This is a genomic window from Microcystis sp. LE19-8.1F (assembly GCF_027531715.1).
Lineage (GTDB): Bacteria > Cyanobacteriota > Cyanobacteriia > Cyanobacteriales > Microcystaceae > Microcystis > Microcystis wesenbergii_A.
Window position 1 is genome coordinate 24,204 of record NZ_JAPZSO010000011.1, and the last position, 16,404, is coordinate 40,607.

Sequence of the window (16,404 nt, forward strand, 5' to 3'; positions counted from 1 at the left end):
GGTTTTTGACTCCAGTTTTTCGGAGATTAGCTGTGTTTAAATCGCCATTTCTTGGCTTTTATCCGGTGTCTATTTTATTGGCAAACTTGCTAAGCTAAGACGCATTTTAACTGCCTATCCTTAGATTAGCTGAATTTCCCCCGCCCCCCCTTGCCCCCCAACCCCCCCCGATGTCGGGGGGGCAGGGGGGGTGGGGGGTTGGGGGGCTTGCCTGTTGCAAGAGTGCCTCATCTCAACAAGCAATTTAAATACGCGGGCAGCTTAGAGTCTAGGTCAATTAGCTGAGGCTGTCCCTAAAAACCGAGTTCAACCCTAAAAAAAGAGGCTTTTAGCGGTTTTTAAGCTTTTTGAGCCGGATAAATGGCCTAGGGAGGGAACTTTTTCCCGAGAGGGAGAGTCGTCGGGAACTGGATAAAAACTAGAGTCCCCCCTCGATCAATAGACAAAATTGACGGGAATCGTTTAGAATGAAGCACTGAGTACTGACGAGATGACAATTATCCCTATGACCGATCTCCAGGCAAAAACTAGATGGTCAACAGCGCGGCGATATTACGAATTGCTTAGTGTTTTAGTGGAACGTAATCTCAAGGGACGCTATCGGGGTTCTTTTCTGGGGGTTTACTGGTCTTTGTTAAATCCCGTGATTATGACTGCACTATACACGGCAATTTTCGGCACGGTTTTCGCCTCTTATTTTGATAATTCTCTAGTTAACTATGTCCTAGCTGCTTTCACTGGTTTAGTGGTAATAAATTTCTTTAATGCTTCCACTAACCAAGCTTTACCTAGTATCGTTAGTAATGGCAGTATTTTAAATAAAATTCGTCTGCCGGTTAGCATCTTTCCCGTTTCCATGGTAGTGGCCAATATTTTTCAATTTGCTATTAGTATCTTTCCCCTTTTGGCTATAGTAACTCTCTGGAAGTCTCAAAGTTTAATTAATGTAATTGCTCTGATTTTTCCCGTGATCGGTCTTTCTCTGGTTTGCACGGGAGTGGGTTTCTTTATCAGTACCCTCTACGTTTTCTTCAGAGACTTACCCTATTTTTACGAAATTGTTTGTTTTGTCGCTTGGATTAGCAGCCCGATTTTCTATCCCCCAGAAATTATTCCTCCTTCCGTACAACCATTCCTCCTATTAAACCCATTATTACCGGTAATCGAAAGCATTCGCCAATTGTCCCTTTCCCCTGGATTACCAGATTTTGGTTTGATTTTTCAATCTCTACTTGGTGGGATCATCATCTTAGGAATTGGTTGGACTTGCTTCCGACTCTGGCGACATTTATTTATGGATTTATTATAAATGACAGAAGTAATTCGACTCGATCAAGTGTCTCTCCAAAGACGTACTCAAGAAGAATTTTCTTACGATCTGAAAAGGACAATCTTCTCTATTCTTGAAGGCAAATATCGTCAACCTGCCAAAAAATTAGTTCTAGATGATATAAATTTAGTCATTAATTCTGGAGCAAAATTAGGTATCATTGGAGCTAATGGCGCAGGAAAATCTACTCTTTTAAAAGTTATTTGTGGCATTCTAGAACCGACGAAGGGACAGGTGAGAGTCAGGGGACAAATTGCCTCTCTAATTGAATTAGGAGCGGGTTTTGATCCAGATTTACCAGTAAAAGATAATATTATTCTCTATGGGGTAATGCTGGGATTTTCTCGTCAGGAAATGAAGGAAAAAACCAAAGATATCCTCGACTTTGCTGAGTTAGAAGAATATATGGGAGCGCCAGTGAAATCTCTTTCTTCCGGGATGGTGGCTCGTTTAGGATTTGCGATCGCAACAGAGGTTCACCCCGATATTCTTATTCTTGATGAAGTCCTTTCCGTCGGGGATGAAAGTTTTAAAAATAAGTGTAAACGACGTTTAAAAAAATTCTGGAATTCTAACGCTACTATTTTAGTAGTTTCCCACGATTTGACTTTAATTCAAGAGTCCTGTAACCAAGCAATTTGGCTGAATAAAGGCCAGTTGCAATGTCAGGGTGCATCGGAAGATGTAATCAAGTTTTATTTGGATTCCGTGCATCAAAATGAAGTTAATTTTTAATTAAGTAGGTAATCTCAATCAATTGTTAGATAGCGATAGTTCATCTACGTTTTACTTAGTCGAAAACGCTGTAACAAAATAAAAAACCCCGGTGTCCAGCCGAGGTAGCGCTAAGTTATGTAGGAGAACTCAAGCAAATCTGTCAAGGGGGTAAACCCAAACCCCGAAAACTTTTTTAAGCTAGTAGGCCAAGTTTTTTGCCGTTGTCTGGAGCTAAACGAATCATAAGCTGTCTGATACTCCTCGAGACAATCTGAACTGGCTTGCTGTCTTGGCTGTTTTGCTTTAACTTTTAGTTCATGTAAATAAATGTAACAATATTTTTACGAATTGTAAAGAAGGATTGACAAAATAAAACTTATAGGTTCTATAAGCTAAGTTAATATTTTTCGCCGATCGAAGCGAGGGAGGTAATAATAGAGAGATTGGTTCACTAGCGTGACAAGGTGTACCCAGAATGTCCTATTTGTTTTTGTTACCACTATTCACCGCTGCCTTGGCTGCCTATTTCTGGCAGAAGTCCAGCGATGAGATCGCTTATCTTGCCAGTGCCGCCACGGTCATTAGTTTAGTGTTGAGTCTGGTTTTAGCTCCTTGGCAGATTCAGCTATTAATTCTCTTGACAGTTGTGATTGTTGTCACCTTTTTCTGGCAAGGACAAGAAGAGCAGAAGAATGTCCCCGTCCCCACTCCAGAAACCGCCGGCGAGAAAAAGTATCGTGGCGCCGCCTATATGGAGCCAACAGTCGCCGAGGCTCCTGTCAAGGAGCGAGGGGGTAAATATCGCGGTGCGGAGGTTAAAATCACCAATAATCCCACGGTGGCTAACCCAATTCGCTCCTCATCTCTCAAATATCGCGGTGCCGGTTCAGCAAACAAAGACCAGTAATCAGTAATCAGTTATCAGTTATCAGTTATCAGTTATCAGTTATCAGATTTGAGTTTTAAGTGAGCAGTATTAAATAGAAGTTTCCTACTGTCTTTTCACTGTTGACTGTTGACTGTTCACTGTTCACTGAAACTTCCCACTTCCTACTGGTCTTGAATATAAGGTTGATTATTCTTGAGACAGTTGTATGCCTTTTGTAACTCGATTCCCAGATAACCGATATGTTCGGGAATAATCGCAGGATTAGTAGTTGCAAGCTCGCGGATTAATTTCAGGGGATTTTTGCCTTGATAACAAGCGACAATTTCCCCGCTGCCGGGGGTAGTTTGTTGGACAAGAATTTGTTCTTCTTCCACAGAAATCAAAAAGTTACCGCTAGGGTCAAAAAAGTCGCGCTGATTGACAATTTTATCGTACTGGGTGGCGATTAATCGTTCGACATTTTCCCAAGTATCATCGTATATATGGGCCGATTGACTGATAGTAATCAGTGGACCCATTGATAAATTGTAGTCGGAGCGCTTGCTAATCTCATCCCTAATATGTTGCTGTAAAGCACGCAATCCCATGGCATTTGCAGGCCAAGCGGCAAACATATCATTACTTCTAAATATTGCAGTGAGAGATAATTCATTTTCCACCACTCGCACCCAAATATGATTTAAACAGGGACTACCTCCCTTTTCGTGGTCTTTCACATCCCAGAGGGACATGACTGCACTAGCTGCGTCAATTTCTGAGATTAATTTATTGATAACCTGTGCAATTTGGTCTCGGTCAAACCAAGAGCGCAATCTTTGACCGTAGGTGTATTTAACTCCTTGGTGTATAGGGGAATCATCGAGAATTTGTCCGATATATTCGGTGAGAAAAGGTCTATCTATAGGCAAATAATTAGGTTCGGGAAAATAAAAGTCTGGGGGTTCATCGGTGACAACGGCCATTAGGTCAATTAATTCTTGCCATTTACCATCATATCCTGTCGGTCTAATTGTGCCGGTGGTTTTAATCTTTTGGAGAATTTTTACCCAAGTTTCGGCAATAGTTTTTCCTTCAATGCGATGACCGTATCTTGTCCCAGGTAGCAGAGAAGGAAGATTTTCTAAGAGAGGAAATATTAAGGGTTCTCCCCAAGTTGGTAAGGGGGATTGTTCCGCATAACTTTTGACATTTTCAATCGCTTCTGGGATGGATTTAACCAGTTGATATTGAATCGATTGACGTAATTTTTCGAGGGTTTCTCGGTCAATTTCTTTGTCAATATATCCCGTGATAGAAGAATTAATTAGCCAACATTCTCTACCTGTGTCGCTTTTTCCTAGCTGGAATCCTTGACTAAAAAAGTCTAGCAAACATTGACAGCTACCAGAGTTTTTATCTTCCTTAGTAGCGTTGAGAATAACTAAGTATCTAACGTGGGGATTTGCTATTAAGTTTCTCAGCAGGGGACTAATTCCTCTGGTGGGACTATAAAGATTACCAATTACTGCGTATTGGTCGGGATTTAAATGTTTAGCAAGGGACTGTTTTACTGTCCATCCCGTGATAATTGCTGTTTGGCCGTGACCGCAGATTAATTGATTGGGTTTATAGTGGGGTCGGTAGGTGAATTTAGGGGTGGTTTCTATACTGAGCATGGATTTAAATTAATCGTTCAAGATAATTAATAATATTTTGGTGAAGGTGTTCTATTGTATCATTGCCATCCAGTTGTAAACAATCATCTTTATATTCTTTAAATATATTGAGAAACATCTGACGAACTTTCATTAATTTTTCTTGTTTTTCGTACACTTCTGTGATGCCTCTGTTTTTAATTCTTGCCAGAGAAATATCGGGAAGAACATCGATATAAATAACTAAATCTGGATTGGGAAAATGTTGATTTAACTGCCGAACAAAAGCCAATTCTTCGGGATTATTGCAATTGTAGGCCAGGGAAGAAAAATAATAACGAGTAGTGATAACGTGGGTTTGTTCTTGCTGAATAAGTTTAAAAACGCCATCATGATCATTATATAAGTGATAATGGCGATCAGCTGCAAATAAATAAGCCATTTGTCGGTCAAATTTATTTTGATCTTCGATAGAAATAAGATTAGTTTGCATTATTTCTCGAATCAAACGACCGATAACTCCCTCGGAAGGTTCCGGACTTAAAACTGCTTTTTCCCCGCGCTTGAAAAAATATTCTTGTAGGAGTTTTGCTTGGGTACTTGTCCCCGATCCGTCAATACCTTCAAAGACAATAAATTTCGGTTTCATAATTTAATCTTCTTTCTCGATCTAATTATCTGAATAATTGTTTTAGCCAAGTTAACCAAGATTTTTTCTGGGGGATTAATAGCGTCATTTCTCCGATAATCTCTCCCATACTTCCCCAAGTATAAATATTTTTATTGAGGGATTGTATGGTTAAATTTTCTTGTAAAGCTAAACTGATAATACTAATCATTTCTGCTGCTTGATTACCGACTATTTGCGCTCCCAGTATTTTACCATCTTGTCGGTAGATTAATTGACAAAATCCCGTGGTTTCCCCCCAGATTTGTTGTGGGATCATATTTTTGATTGGATAGTTGATCATCTTTACCTCCTCACCATAGCTCTCCCAGGCCGCTTTTCCGGTTAAACCCACCCAAGCAATAGCCGGATCAAAAGCAATAAATGAGGGAATTTGATCGGGATTAAAGTTAAATTTTTCTCCCGTGAGCAGATGCTTGACTAACCCAAAAGCAGCCCGGTGATTTAAAGTAGGATCGGGATAATTATTTCTGAGCAAATTTAGGGCATAAATGCGGGAATTATCGGTTTGTAATTGCCGATTAACCCTAATTAGTCCTTGCTCTAGTTTAACTCCCACCCCAGCCAAATTTAATCCCTGTTCATTGACTTGATAATTACCGGCAAAAATCAGATCATCAACTTCGATAACACGATTGCCTAATTGTAGCCATTTTTGACCCTCGATCGCTTTCACTTGACTAGGACAATAGCCTGGTAAAATCTTAATTCCTTCCGCTTCTAAAATGGCAGTAACTAAATGGGAGATTTCCTGATCAATATCCGGCAGTAGATAATTATCCTCGATAATTAAGCTAATTTCTTTCCCCAAACGTCGGAGAATTTGTGCTAAACTCACAGCCATGCTGCTGTTGCCAATAATCGCTAAATGTTGTCCCAACTTGTCTAAATTTGGCTCTTGCCAAAGGGTTTGAGCGGTAAAATAATTAACTTCATCTAAGCCGAAAATTTTCGGGACTTGCGGATAAAAACCAGTAGCGATAAGATAGTGTTTAGCCAACAATTGCCGACCGTTAACCACGAATCCCAAATGGGGCAGCCGGACAAATTCCCCCCCACCCAGGATAACATCTATTCCTTCCGTGGCTAATCTCGCCAAAGAATGATGTTTATTAATAGTTTTATCTACTTCCCCTAGCCATTGCCGCAACCGTTGCCATTGGGGATAAATGGCCGTTTCTTGCCAATTATTCAGCAGTTTATAGGGATGGATAATTTGGCTGTACCCCTTGCTAAAAATGTCCTCAGATGCCTCTAAATTGTCGCTAGAAGGCTGTTGCACTAAAGCCACCCTTTTTTTGAGGTGAACAGCCAACAAAGCCGCTTCTATCGCCGCAGGAGTGGCACCGATAATTACTAAGTCGTAAACCACAAATATTCGGTCGTCAGGAGCCGGAAACTTAACAATAAAAACTCAAATCTGATAACTGATAACTGATAACTGATAACTGATTACCGGCGCCGGTCTTGCAGTTTTTTATAGACATCTCGCAGGGGGACTTGATGATAGGCGAGAGCGACGAGGGTATGATAAAAAAGATCGGCCACTTCTGCGGTAATAGCATCGCCATCATTATCTTTGCAGGCCATGACCACTTCTGCCGATTCTTCGCCGATTTTCTTGAGAATTTTGTTATCTCCTCCGGCCAAAAGTTTACAGGTGTAGGATTCCGGATGAGGATCGTCTCTGCGATCGCAAATTACCTTAAACAATTCCGAGAGAGTGTCGGCCGCTGGCGGTGATTTTTGCCAGTTTACTTGGTGAAAACAGCTTCTTTCGCCGGTATGACAGGCGATATCACCGATTTGCTCAATAGTCAGTAAGATAGCATCACTATCGCAATCGTAGCGAATTTGACGCACTTTTTGGATATGGCCGGAAGTGGCTCCCTTGTGCCACAATTCTTGACGAGAACGACTCCAATACCACGCTTCCCCAGTGGTGAGGGTTTTTTCGAGGGATTCCCGATTCATCCAGGCCATCATTAACACTGTAGCATCAAGATAGTCTTGAGCGATCGCTGGTACTAAACCCTGGGGATTATAAGCGATCGCGTCGAGGGGAATAGCGGAGAGTAAAGAGGACATCAGTTTTTCGCGGTCAAGAATTATGGTGAGATAAATTACCCAAAGCTTAATTATTTGACTCTCCCCCGTTAATCGCTCGCGCAGTGTAGCGGGGGATTCTCGGTTCTTAGGCTTTTAACTAGATCGACCGGGTTTAACCCAGACGATCCCCGTCAAATCGCCTCCGCGAGCATTTTCTAACACGGTCAGTCCGACCGCGTTTTTTCCTCGATTCTCGATTACCTTTGCCGATGCCGTATCTCTTGGTTCGATGTGGCCGCAAGAATTACATTGGTGAACTCTTTCGGATAACGCTTTTTTACCAGTAATCGCGCCACAATTCGGACACTCTTGCGAAGTTCCGTTTTTATCAACCTTAAGATAATATTTCCCCCGTTTCCAAATAACAAACGGTAGTATCTCATTAATAAAACTACCGATGCCTGAATCCAGAGATTGTTTTCTAACGATCCCTCTAGACCAGGAAACGAAGTTAATATCCTCAACGAAGATATTATCAGCGATATCACAAAGATAATGAGCTAGTTTAAAGTGCCAATCTCTACGAGTATTAGACACTTTTTCGTGTAATCTTGCTATCTTCTCCTGAAGTTTTAACCAATTGTTCGAGCCTTTGACTTTATGTTTCAAGCGTCTTTGTAGCAATTTAAGCTTACTCTGTACTTTCAACAAAAATCGAGGGGATTTGATTAAATCTCCCCGAGAAGTAGCGACAAAACTTTCAATTCCCGCGTCGATTCCTAAACAGGTCTTCCCCACTGTCATATCGGGAACTAATTCCGGAGATTGGAAAGAAACCGAAACGTAAAATCCCGACGCTTTTTGGATAATTCGAGCTTGTTTAGGCTCAAACCCAGACGGGTACTCCCTAGATTTCCTAATCCGAATTTTTCCCAATTGTGGAAAATTTAAGTATTCGTCACCTAAGAAGTTTTTTGACAGCGCAGGAAAAACCAAACTCCGCATCTTTTTCTTGAATCTAGGAAAGCCGAAGCCTTTCGATTTCATCTGCTCAAATGCTTTATCTAAAGTTTTTAAGACTTGCTGTAAGACTTGAGCGTTAACCGTCTTTAATATCGGAGAGAATTTTTTAGCTTCCGTTAGATTTTTGGCTTGAACGAAGTAATTTGGATAAGGTTCATCTGCGGAAATTATATACTCGGAAACTAACGAACAGCGCTCCGCAAGACACTTTCGAGAGTTCAACCAATCTTTCCGTTCTGAGAGAGCGTAATTGTCAACGCTCTTGCCAACATCGAGAATATGTACAATCTCCCGTTCCTGTTGCCTATTTACCTTTAGTTTGTACTGGTAGGTAAGCGTTATCACTGTCGTTTGTTTTGTGATGTATAATTAGATTATAACACTTACCGACTAATATGTCAACTGATTACCATCATAAATTTTGCTCTGTTTATAGACTTACCGCTCACATTGTATTCGTCATCAAATACCGACGAAAAGTTATTAACGATGAAATCTTAAGTAAGTGGTTATAATTAAATTGAAGATATATCCCCCCTTGATCCCCCCTTGATAAGTAGGGTTGATTCATGAATCAACCCTACCTTGATGAGGGGGTGTCTGATAATTTTTAACGCCTACCTACTTAGGCCGACTTAAAGAAATCTTGGCGTCAACGCTGACGAAATGGGAAAGCGCATTGCTTGATTTCAACGGTGAATCGGATTACGTTCACCTGATTATCGATTACAAGCCTGACATCGCTTTATCCAAATTAATCGCTAACCTTAAAACAGTTAGTAGTCGCTTAATTAGAAAAGAATTTCCGTACTTAGCGGCAAGGTATTTCGACAACAAACCTTATTTTTGGACGGGAGCTTATTTCCTAGCCAGTTGTGGTGGAGTAACTGTTGAACAACTAAAAAAATATGTTGAGAACCAAAACTCCCCGAAAGTGGAAACGCTACCGCGTTAGTTTCATTCTGGTGGCGACTCATCTCCCGTTAACTGCGTAGCGGTTTAACGGGAGTCCTCTCGCTCCATTGAGATAGCCTTGACATCGCCAGGGCTTCATTATCCCTATCTAAAACCCCAAAACCCGCTAACGACCCTTAAAAACAAAAATTAGGTCTTGGCTCGCGTTAGCATCAATAATTAAGAAAAAGCTAAAAGTCAGAAACCCTGCCAGGGCATCTAACCTTTAGCTATTAATGTCTTGACCATATTGGCAGCTGTTATTTTCATCTCTTGAAGCGGGAAACTAATCCTAGACCACCAACGGTGAGCAGTCCGAGAATAGTACCCGGTTCGGGTACTTCAGTACCTTGTGTGAATTTATTCGACGAAGACATCAGAGTTCCACCAGGATTAGGGGCAAGTGTATTCGTGACCGTGAGCTTCTTGAGATCACCAGTAATAGGGATGAAAGAACCAGGAGCAGGCGGGGCAGGCCAGCCGTTAAGTGATATTAAGGTGAGATTGGGTTCCTGAAGGAATGTGGTTACAGTCCCGTAGCCGAGGGGAGGGTTGACATTTACGTCTGAATCCACTTGAGCCCCTGTAAAATGAAAGTTGGGGTCTAGGATCTCGATTGTGTAGGTGAAAGACCCAGCCGCAGAGAGCATACCCACTGGATCGAATTCAAAGGCATACTCTTGTCCAGCCTCGCTCAAGGTAATGAAGGTGGTCGTGCCTGGTATCGCACCAGTAGCAAATGTATCACTGACGTATGTAACTTTTTTGTCGCCCACTTGGAGGGTAGTTCCAGCCTTGAATTGGTCCCAGTTAATCGATACTGTTGCTGCACTGGCACTGGTAGCGATAAGCACTGAGCCGGCGAGAACGCCGATGGCGGCGGCTCCCGTGGCGATGGGAAAAGCAAGAGTTTTGGTTAATTTGTTTCTTCTAAGCATAACTGAATTGTCCAGCGTTAGTTTTGTGTACTATGGTGAATCACTCTCAACGTAGTTGGGAGCTTCCTGCTTCAATGGGATGCAAGATAGCAAGTCTTACCTTCCCGACCCGGGCAGGAGTCCTAGTTCCTAAGACCCATACTTTTTCTTGCAACACGACCCGTTGAGCTTGTTTATCGCACAAGGAATAGTGGTCAAGATATGCTTGTTATAGCACAGTTTTTGAGAATTGTCTAAGTAGGGGGGCACAATTATTTGTAGGATGGGTCAGCGGTAGCGTAACATGAGCGGGCGTTGGGTTTCATGCTTCAACCGTTCGGACCTCGGCGTGAGACTTCGGCGTGAGCTTTTGTCGAACGCTCGGTCGAACGCTGATCTCACGGCCGAAGCCCAACCTACGTTCTATGTTAAAGTCAACAGAAAGCTTAAAAAAACCTTAAGATTTTTGATAACTTTTCGTTTGACCTGATAAAAGTCTAGCTAAGTTTTTCAAAAAAAACAAGTGTTGACAAAAGTTGCTCTTTTCTTAATTTTTCATCAAGACAATTTGACGCTCCCATCGCACTAAGCGCTTCGGGATTCCGGGTTCATCCAGTTACCTTGTCTAACAATTTCGCCTGTTGACTCTCCCCCGCTAACCGCTCGCGCGGTGTAGCAAGGGATTCTTGATTCATAGGCTCTTGACTAGATCGAACAGATTTAACTGAACGACCCCCGTCAAATCGCCTCCGCAAGCATTTTCTAACACGGTCAGTCCGACCGCGTTTTTGCCTCGGTTCTCGATTACTTTTGCTGATGCCGTATCTCTTGGTTCGATGTGACCGCAAGAATCACACCGGTGAACTCTTTCCGATAACGACTTTTTGCCGGTAATCGCGCCACAATTCGGACACTCCTGGGAAGTTCCGTTTTTATCGACCTTAAGATAATATTTCCCCCGTTTCCAAACAACAAACGGTAGTAAGTAGCTGGTTATAATTAAATTAAAAATGGATTTTAGGTTCGATCCCCCCTGCCCTCCTTGATAAGGTAGGGTTGATTCATGAATCAACCCTACCCTTGATAAGGGGGGTGTCTGACAACTTTTAACGCCTACCTACTTATCTCGTTAATAAAACTACCGATACCTGAATCCAGAGATTGTTTTCTAACGATCCCTCTAGACCAGGAAACGAAGTTAATATCTTCGACAAAGATATTATCAGCAATATCACAAAGGTAATGAGCTAGTTTAAAGTGCCAATCTCTACGAGTATTAGACACTTTTTCAGGTAATCTTGCTATCTTCTCTTGGAGTTTCAACCAATTGTTCGAGCCTTTGACTTGATGTTTCAAGCGTCTTTGTAGCAATTTAAGCTTACTCTGTACTTTCAACAAAAATCGAGGGGCTTTGATTAAATCTCCCCGTGAAGTAGCGACAAAACTCTCAATCCCCGCGTCGATTCCTAAACAGGTTTTCCCCACTGTCATATCGGGAACTAATTCCGGAGATTGGAAAGAAACCGAAACGTAAAATCCCGACGCTTTTTGGATAATTTGAGCTTGTTTAGGCTCAAACCCAGACGGGTACTCCCTAGATTTCCTAATCCGAATTTTTCCTAATTGCGGAAAATTCAAGCATCCATCCCCTAGAAAGTTTTTTGACAGCGCAGGAAAAACCAAACTCCGCATCTTTTTCTTAAATCTAGGAAAGCCGAAGCCTTTCGATTTCATGTCAGAAAAAGCTTTATCTACAGTTTTTAAGACTTGCTGTAAAACTTGAGCGTTAACCGTCTTTAATATCGGGGAAACTTTTTTAGCTTCCGTTAGATTTTTAGCTTGAACGAAGTAATTTGGATAGGGTTCATCCGCAGGAATTATGTACTCGGAAACTAGCGAACAGTGATCCGCAAGACACTTTCGAGAGTTTAGCCAATCTTTCCGTTCTGAAAGAGCGTAATTATAAACGCTCTTGCCAACATCAAGAATGTGGATTATCTCCCGTTCCTGTTGTCTGTTTACCTTTAGTTTGTACTGGTAGGTAAGCGTTATCACTGTCGTTAGTTTCGTGATGTATAGTTAAATTGTCACACTTACTGCCTAATATGTCAACCGATTACAATCATGGACCAAATTAATCGCTAACCTTAAAACAGTTAGTAGTCGCTTAATTAGAAAGGAATTTCTGGATTTGGCGGCCAAGTATTTCCACAACAAACCCTATTTTTGGACGGGAGGTTATTTCGTGGCTAGTTGTGGCGGCGTTACTGTCGAACAACTAAAAAAATACGTCGAGAACCAAAACTCCCCAAAAGTGGAAACGCTACTGCGTTAGTTTCATTCTGGTGGCGATTTATACGCAGTTTAACGGGAGTCCTCTCGCTCCATTGAGATAGACGGTAGGTAGTCTGTAGTCGGGCTTGAATTTCTGTCCGCGGCTCGACTGATCTCGCCGAACGTCCCGACAGTGTTGATGGCGGCGTTTTTATCTCTATCTAGAACACAACATAGCATAGTTTATTCTATTTTCTTTCCCAGAGTCCATCCATCCTCAAGAATGCCCATTCTGATAGCCTCTTCAATGGCTAAGCTGTTCGTAATTTAAATTGCCTGTTGAGATGAGGCACTCTTGCAAGAGGCAACCCCCCCCTGACTTGAAAGAGGGTGTAGGGCGCCGAACGTCCGAAGTCTCACGCGGCGGTTCGGCGGTTCGGCGGTTCGGCTGAGATCACCGTCGAAGCCTCACCGTCCGCTCGACTGAGCGTTCGACAAAAGCTCACGCCGAAGTCTCGCCGAACGTCCGATGTCCGAACGGCAAAAGGAAAGAAAAATCGGTGTACCTCACTAGCTTAGGAAACGCTATAGCAATAGCCATCTAAAAAATGCCGACAAGCGTTAAGCTCGCTGATAACTTTTTATTTGACCTGACAGAAGCATAACCAACTTTTCCCAAAGAAACAAGTGTTTTAGAAAAAATCTCAAACCTGAAAACCTTGTATGATAAGTTTAACTTATATAGGAGTGATCAATCTCGTTCCACTCGGTCTCGCGTAGCGAGCGCGTTGCGACCGCCCGCAGGAATGTATCTTAGAATACATTTTACCCAGCAAACCTAAGAGACCCTTAGGCAAGAACTCTACCAAAAACAAAAATTAGGCCTTGACTTGTGTTATAGTCAATACCTAAGGGAAAGCTAAAGGCTAGAAAACCAAACAGGGCATCTAACCTTATAGCTATTTCAACGTCACAGTTATCAATGTGTGCGAGACATTGGTAACTGTTATTTTTGTTTTTTGAAGCGGGACACCAATCCTAAACCACCCACTGCCAGAAGTCCGAGGATAGTACCCGGTTCGGGGACGTGAGGGGCTTCTCGGAAATTATTGGACAGGGTGCTTAGACCTTCACCTGGACCATTAGGATTAGATATGGTATCTTTGACGGTCAACGATAGTTTGGGACTGATAGTTTGGAAACCGACAAGAGGGTCCTCTGATCCGTTATCTGAAACTAAGGGGGGGAAGGGGGGGGTCAACCCATCTATTTCCTTGGTTACAGTCCCGTAGTTGGCTGTTACGTCTGAATCTATTGCAACCCCATTAACGAACGTAGGGAACGTAATGTCATATATTATAGTCCCGGAACCGCTATCGGTCGCAAAAGTACCGGGTATAGCACTGTATGTGAATTCATACTCATCACCGGTTTTGAAAAAAGTAACTGTATCATCATTGTCTTCGAGCGGATCAAACGTACCACCGACGTACGTAGCTGTTGCTCCGTTACCATTGTGAATCACAAGAGGATTTCCGGCCACCCAGTCCGCCCATTTCACGGACCCAGAAGAGCCATCAGGACTAGGAGTCGTCGCACTGGCACTGGTAGCGGTAAGCACCGCGCCGGCGAGAACACCGATGGCTAGAGAGCCAGAAGCAAAGGTTTTGGTTAATTTGTTGGTTGTCATCATAACTGAATTATCCAGCTGTAATTGTGTGTACTAATAGCCATCAAAAAAATGCAGACAAGCGTTAAGCTCGCTAATAAATTTTTGTTTGACTTAACAGAACTATAACAAACCTTTCCCAAAAAAACAAGTATTTTAAAAAACTTTTTTTGAGGAATATTTAGATATTTTTTGTCCAATTTATAGGAGTTTTTCTTGAACATAATTACCCAAAAGGTAACAAATATACCCAAGCTTTTTGGGGAAAGTTGGACAAATAAACAAGCTCTAGTTTAAAAAAAATTTTGGCTATTGACAAAAATTAATCAAGAGAGTTACAAAAGATAAAACTTAACAGTTTTGAGCGTCAAAACTTCAGTTCGACGAATCAATTCCCTAGGGGTGGAAACCGGGGAAAACGGGGAAACTGAGGAAAAATAGGGAAAGGAGGCGGGCAATTTGCCCCCACAGCAACGTCTTTTTGCTTTGCCCCTATAACACCAAATCCGTTTTTAATAGTGTGATTAATCCTAGTCCAGCTTTAAAAACCCAGTCCCTTCTCCCCACTTCCCACTCCCCTAGATCTTTTAAACAGGATTTAGTATAACTAAGATACTCCGTGCGACCCGGAAACAAACTCAGGTTTGAGAAAAACAAAAAATCCCGTTTAATACCTCTATCTAAAGGGGTACTATTAATTAATTTTCCTAACTCATCTACCATCACCAGTGCGAGTAAGTCCGTTGATGCCAAATTCCGTCATCCTTCATCTTTAAAAGTGGACAACTGACCGTCTCACGTTGGACAATTCTCCCCCCATAAATTTCTTTAATTTAAAACCGAGTTATATATTCGATGTCTAGTTTTTATGCGCCAGAATTGCTAGAAAACCCCAAAACCCTCTAACGACCCGTTGATCAAAAACAAAAATTAGGTCTTGGCTTGTGCTAGAATCAGTACTAAAGAGAAAGCTAAAAGCTATAAACCCTCACAGGGCATCTAACCTTTAGCTGTTTTTTGTTCAACGTCACAGTTATCAATGTGTGCAAGACATTGGTAACTGTTATTTTTGTTTCTTAAAGCGGGAAATCAATCCTAAACCACCCACTGCCAGAAGTCCGAGGATAGTACCCGGTTCGGGGATTTCAGCAGGGGGGGGGTCTAGGTCTTGAGTGAAGTCCTTAGTGGAAAATTGTAACAGAGAACTACCATTGTCAAGGCTTGTATAGGTATCGATCACTTTGATGGTATTAGCATTGGAAGACAGAATACTGCCGAAGTCCTCAGAGCCGTTCGTGGACGTTAGGGTGATAAGCGGAGTATTATCTAGTTTGAAAATCCCCCTGGTAGCGAGATAATTCTCGTTTCCAGGCGGTCCAGATATATTTGTCTCGAATGCAACCTGAGCGAAAACTAGCTTGGGGTCAGAAATATCGACTTCGTATTGCAATGTACCATTATGAACACCGAGGCTAGTTTCTTCACTGAAATTTACAGTCCAAACACCATTATTGAGAATGAATCTCAGTTCATCGCCTATGCTAACATCGCCATTGATACTGAAATTGTAGAAAGAGTTGTCGCCGAGGATAACGGAATCATAGAAAACACCGTCAATCTTAACACCAACGGTCTCATCTTCTTCGGCAATTTCACTACTGACAAAACCATTGCCATTTGTATCGAGTTCAACGGTAAAATGAATAGCTTGAGCGGGAGCGGCCATAGCGGTGGCGATACCGAGGGTGGCTGCACCGCAGAGGATTTTGGTTAATTTGTTTGTTGTCATCATGACTAAATTATCCAGCGTTGACTGTGTGTACTATAGCCGTCAAAAAAATGCAGATAAGCGTTAAGCTCGCTGATAAATTTTGGTTTGACTTAACAGAAGTATAACAAAGTTTTCAGAAAAAAAAGATGTTTAGATAACTTATTATTCTGTAATATCTGAAATATTTTTGTCCAATTTAGAGCAGTTTTTCCTGAACATAATTACCCAAAAATAAACAAATATACCCAAGCTTTTTGGGGAAAGTTGGACAAATAAACAAGCTCTAGTTTAAAAAATTTTTTGTAAATATCCAAAAATTAATCAAGAGAGATAAAATCGATAAAACTTAATATAGCGGTAAGCGCTTGAGTGAGATACAGACCAAGCTTTGCCTAGCATGGTTTATAGCTTGTGACACTGTACCTAATACGACTGCACACCGCTATAAGCTAGTGAGGTACACATATTTTTCTTCCCTTTTGACTTTTG

The 16,404-nt window shown here is 41.8% G+C and carries 13 protein-coding genes and 4 pseudogenes; 6 read left to right on the forward strand and 11 right to left on the reverse strand.

Annotation, left to right across the window (positions count from 1 at the left end; genetic code table 11):
* The first annotated feature begins 505 nt into the window (after positions 1 to 505).
* The 3 genes from O9334_RS01645 (at position 506) to O9334_RS01655 (ending at position 2,954) form a co-directional block, all read left to right on the forward strand.
* Positions 506 to 1,309, forward strand: a complete 804-nt coding sequence (locus O9334_RS01645; protein ID WP_190381190.1) for an ABC transporter permease — start codon at positions 506 to 508, stop codon at positions 1,307 to 1,309.
* On the forward strand, positions 1,310 to 2,065 hold the full coding sequence (locus tag O9334_RS01650) for an ABC transporter ATP-binding protein (protein ID WP_045358433.1): 756 nt from the start codon (positions 1,310 to 1,312) through the stop codon (positions 2,063 to 2,065).
* A gap of 457 nt (positions 2,066 to 2,522) precedes the next feature.
* Positions 2,523 to 2,954: a DUF4278 domain-containing protein gene (locus tag O9334_RS01655; RefSeq protein ID WP_045358432.1), complete on the forward strand. Its 432-nt coding sequence runs from the start codon at positions 2,523 to 2,525 to the stop codon at positions 2,952 to 2,954.
* Between the two features lie 143 nt (positions 2,955 to 3,097).
* Here the strand turns inward: O9334_RS01655 and O9334_RS01660 are convergent, their stop codons facing one another.
* From O9334_RS01660 to O9334_RS01680, 5 genes are all read right to left on the reverse strand, one after another.
* Positions 3,098 to 4,591, reverse strand: coding sequence for a thymidylate synthase (locus O9334_RS01660; RefSeq protein ID WP_190381189.1), 1,494 nt, complete (start codon positions 4,589 to 4,591; stop codon positions 3,098 to 3,100).
* Positions 4,592 to 4,595: 4 nt separating this feature from the next.
* Complete coding sequence (tmk, locus tag O9334_RS01665) at positions 4,596 to 5,219, reverse strand: dTMP kinase (protein WP_190381188.1); 624 nt, start codon at positions 5,217 to 5,219, stop codon at positions 4,596 to 4,598.
* Between the two features lie 25 nt (positions 5,220 to 5,244).
* Positions 5,245 to 6,630 (reverse strand): dihydrolipoyl dehydrogenase family protein, encoded by a 1,386-nt coding sequence (locus O9334_RS01670; protein ID WP_287998831.1) that lies wholly within the window; start codon positions 6,628 to 6,630, stop codon positions 5,245 to 5,247.
* 80 nt (positions 6,631 to 6,710) lie between these two features.
* Positions 6,711 to 7,346 (reverse strand): bifunctional phosphoribosyl-AMP cyclohydrolase/phosphoribosyl-ATP diphosphatase HisIE, encoded by a 636-nt coding sequence (gene hisIE / locus O9334_RS01675; RefSeq protein ID WP_190381186.1) that lies wholly within the window; start codon positions 7,344 to 7,346, stop codon positions 6,711 to 6,713.
* 114 nt (positions 7,347 to 7,460) lie between these two features.
* On the reverse strand, positions 7,461 to 8,675 hold the full coding sequence (locus O9334_RS01680) for an RNA-guided endonuclease InsQ/TnpB family protein (protein WP_287998834.1): 1,215 nt from the start codon (positions 8,673 to 8,675) through the stop codon (positions 7,461 to 7,463).
* Between the two features lie 50 nt (positions 8,676 to 8,725).
* Between O9334_RS01680 and O9334_RS22740 the strand changes: the two genes are divergently transcribed.
* Together O9334_RS22740 and tnpA are read left to right on the forward strand one after the other, a co-directional pair.
* A complete protein-coding gene (locus O9334_RS22740; protein WP_341853618.1) occupies positions 8,726 to 8,845 on the forward strand; it encodes a transposase in 120 nt (39 codons plus the stop codon).
* A 116-nt stretch (positions 8,846 to 8,961) separates the two neighbouring features.
* Positions 8,962 to 9,285: pseudogene (gene tnpA / locus O9334_RS01685) on the forward strand (IS200/IS605 family transposase); the annotation flags it as partial.
* Positions 9,286 to 9,550: 265 nt separating this feature from the next.
* Here the strand turns inward: tnpA and O9334_RS01690 are convergent.
* The 3 genes and pseudogenes from O9334_RS01690 to O9334_RS01700 all read right to left on the reverse strand — a co-directional run.
* Entirely contained in the window at positions 9,551 to 10,222 is a 672-nt protein-coding gene (locus O9334_RS01690) for a PEP-CTERM sorting domain-containing protein (protein ID WP_287998836.1), read from the reverse strand.
* 670 nt (positions 10,223 to 10,892) lie between these two features.
* Positions 10,893 to 11,180 (reverse strand): annotated as a pseudogene (locus tag O9334_RS01695) (zinc ribbon domain-containing protein); the annotation flags it as partial.
* A gap of 140 nt (positions 11,181 to 11,320) precedes the next feature.
* A pseudogene (locus O9334_RS01700) lies at positions 11,321 to 12,256 on the reverse strand (RNA-guided endonuclease InsQ/TnpB family protein); the annotation flags it as partial.
* A 73-nt stretch (positions 12,257 to 12,329) separates the two neighbouring features.
* Here O9334_RS01700 and O9334_RS01705 point away from each other — a divergent pair.
* Positions 12,330 to 12,536, forward strand: a pseudogene (locus tag O9334_RS01705) (IS200/IS605 family transposase); the annotation flags it as partial.
* Positions 12,537 to 13,481: 945 nt separating this feature from the next.
* On the opposite strand, the gene O9334_RS01710 reads toward O9334_RS01705, so the two are convergent.
* The 3 genes from O9334_RS01710 to O9334_RS01720 all read right to left on the reverse strand — a co-directional run bounded on the left by O9334_RS01710 (position 13,482) and on the right by O9334_RS01720 (position 15,936).
* A complete protein-coding gene (locus O9334_RS01710; RefSeq protein WP_287998839.1) occupies positions 13,482 to 14,168 on the reverse strand; it encodes a PEP-CTERM sorting domain-containing protein in 687 nt (228 codons plus the stop codon).
* A 468-nt stretch (positions 14,169 to 14,636) separates the two neighbouring features.
* The gene (locus O9334_RS01715) at positions 14,637 to 14,897 is read right to left on the reverse strand and encodes a hypothetical protein (protein WP_152606984.1); all 261 of its coding nucleotides are present in this window, start codon (positions 14,895 to 14,897) and stop codon (positions 14,637 to 14,639) included.
* Positions 14,898 to 15,207: 310 nt separating this feature from the next.
* Positions 15,208 to 15,936, reverse strand: coding sequence for a PEP-CTERM sorting domain-containing protein (locus O9334_RS01720; RefSeq protein WP_242017377.1), 729 nt, complete (start codon positions 15,934 to 15,936; stop codon positions 15,208 to 15,210).
* Positions 15,937 to 16,404: the final 468 nt, after the last annotated feature.

Coding starts and splice junctions, on each gene's coding strand:
- O9334_RS01645 (WP_190381190.1), top strand. CDS start 506: ATGACCGATCTCCAGGCAAAAACTAGATGGTCAACAGCGCGGCGATAT.
- O9334_RS01650 (WP_045358433.1), top strand. CDS start 1,310: ATGACAGAAGTAATTCGACTCGATCAAGTGTCTCTCCAAAGACGTACT.
- O9334_RS01655 (WP_045358432.1), top strand. CDS start 2,523: ATGTCCTATTTGTTTTTGTTACCACTATTCACCGCTGCCTTGGCTGCC.
- O9334_RS01660 (WP_190381189.1), bottom strand. CDS start 4,591: ATGCTCAGTATAGAAACCACCCCTAAATTCACCTACCGACCCCACTAT.
- tmk (WP_190381188.1), bottom strand. CDS start 5,219: ATGAAACCGAAATTTATTGTCTTTGAAGGTATTGACGGATCGGGGACA.
- hisIE (WP_190381186.1), bottom strand. CDS start 7,346: ATGTCCTCTTTACTCTCCGCTATTCCCCTCGACGCGATCGCTTATAAT.
- O9334_RS22740 (WP_341853618.1), top strand. CDS start 8,726: ATGTCAACTGATTACCATCATAAATTTTGCTCTGTTTATAGACTTACC.
- O9334_RS01690 (WP_287998836.1), bottom strand. CDS start 10,222: ATGCTTAGAAGAAACAAATTAACCAAAACTCTTGCTTTTCCCATCGCC.
- O9334_RS01710 (WP_287998839.1), bottom strand. CDS start 14,168: ATGATGACAACCAACAAATTAACCAAAACCTTTGCTTCTGGCTCTCTA.
- O9334_RS01720 (WP_242017377.1), bottom strand. CDS start 15,936: ATGATGACAACAAACAAATTAACCAAAATCCTCTGCGGTGCAGCCACC.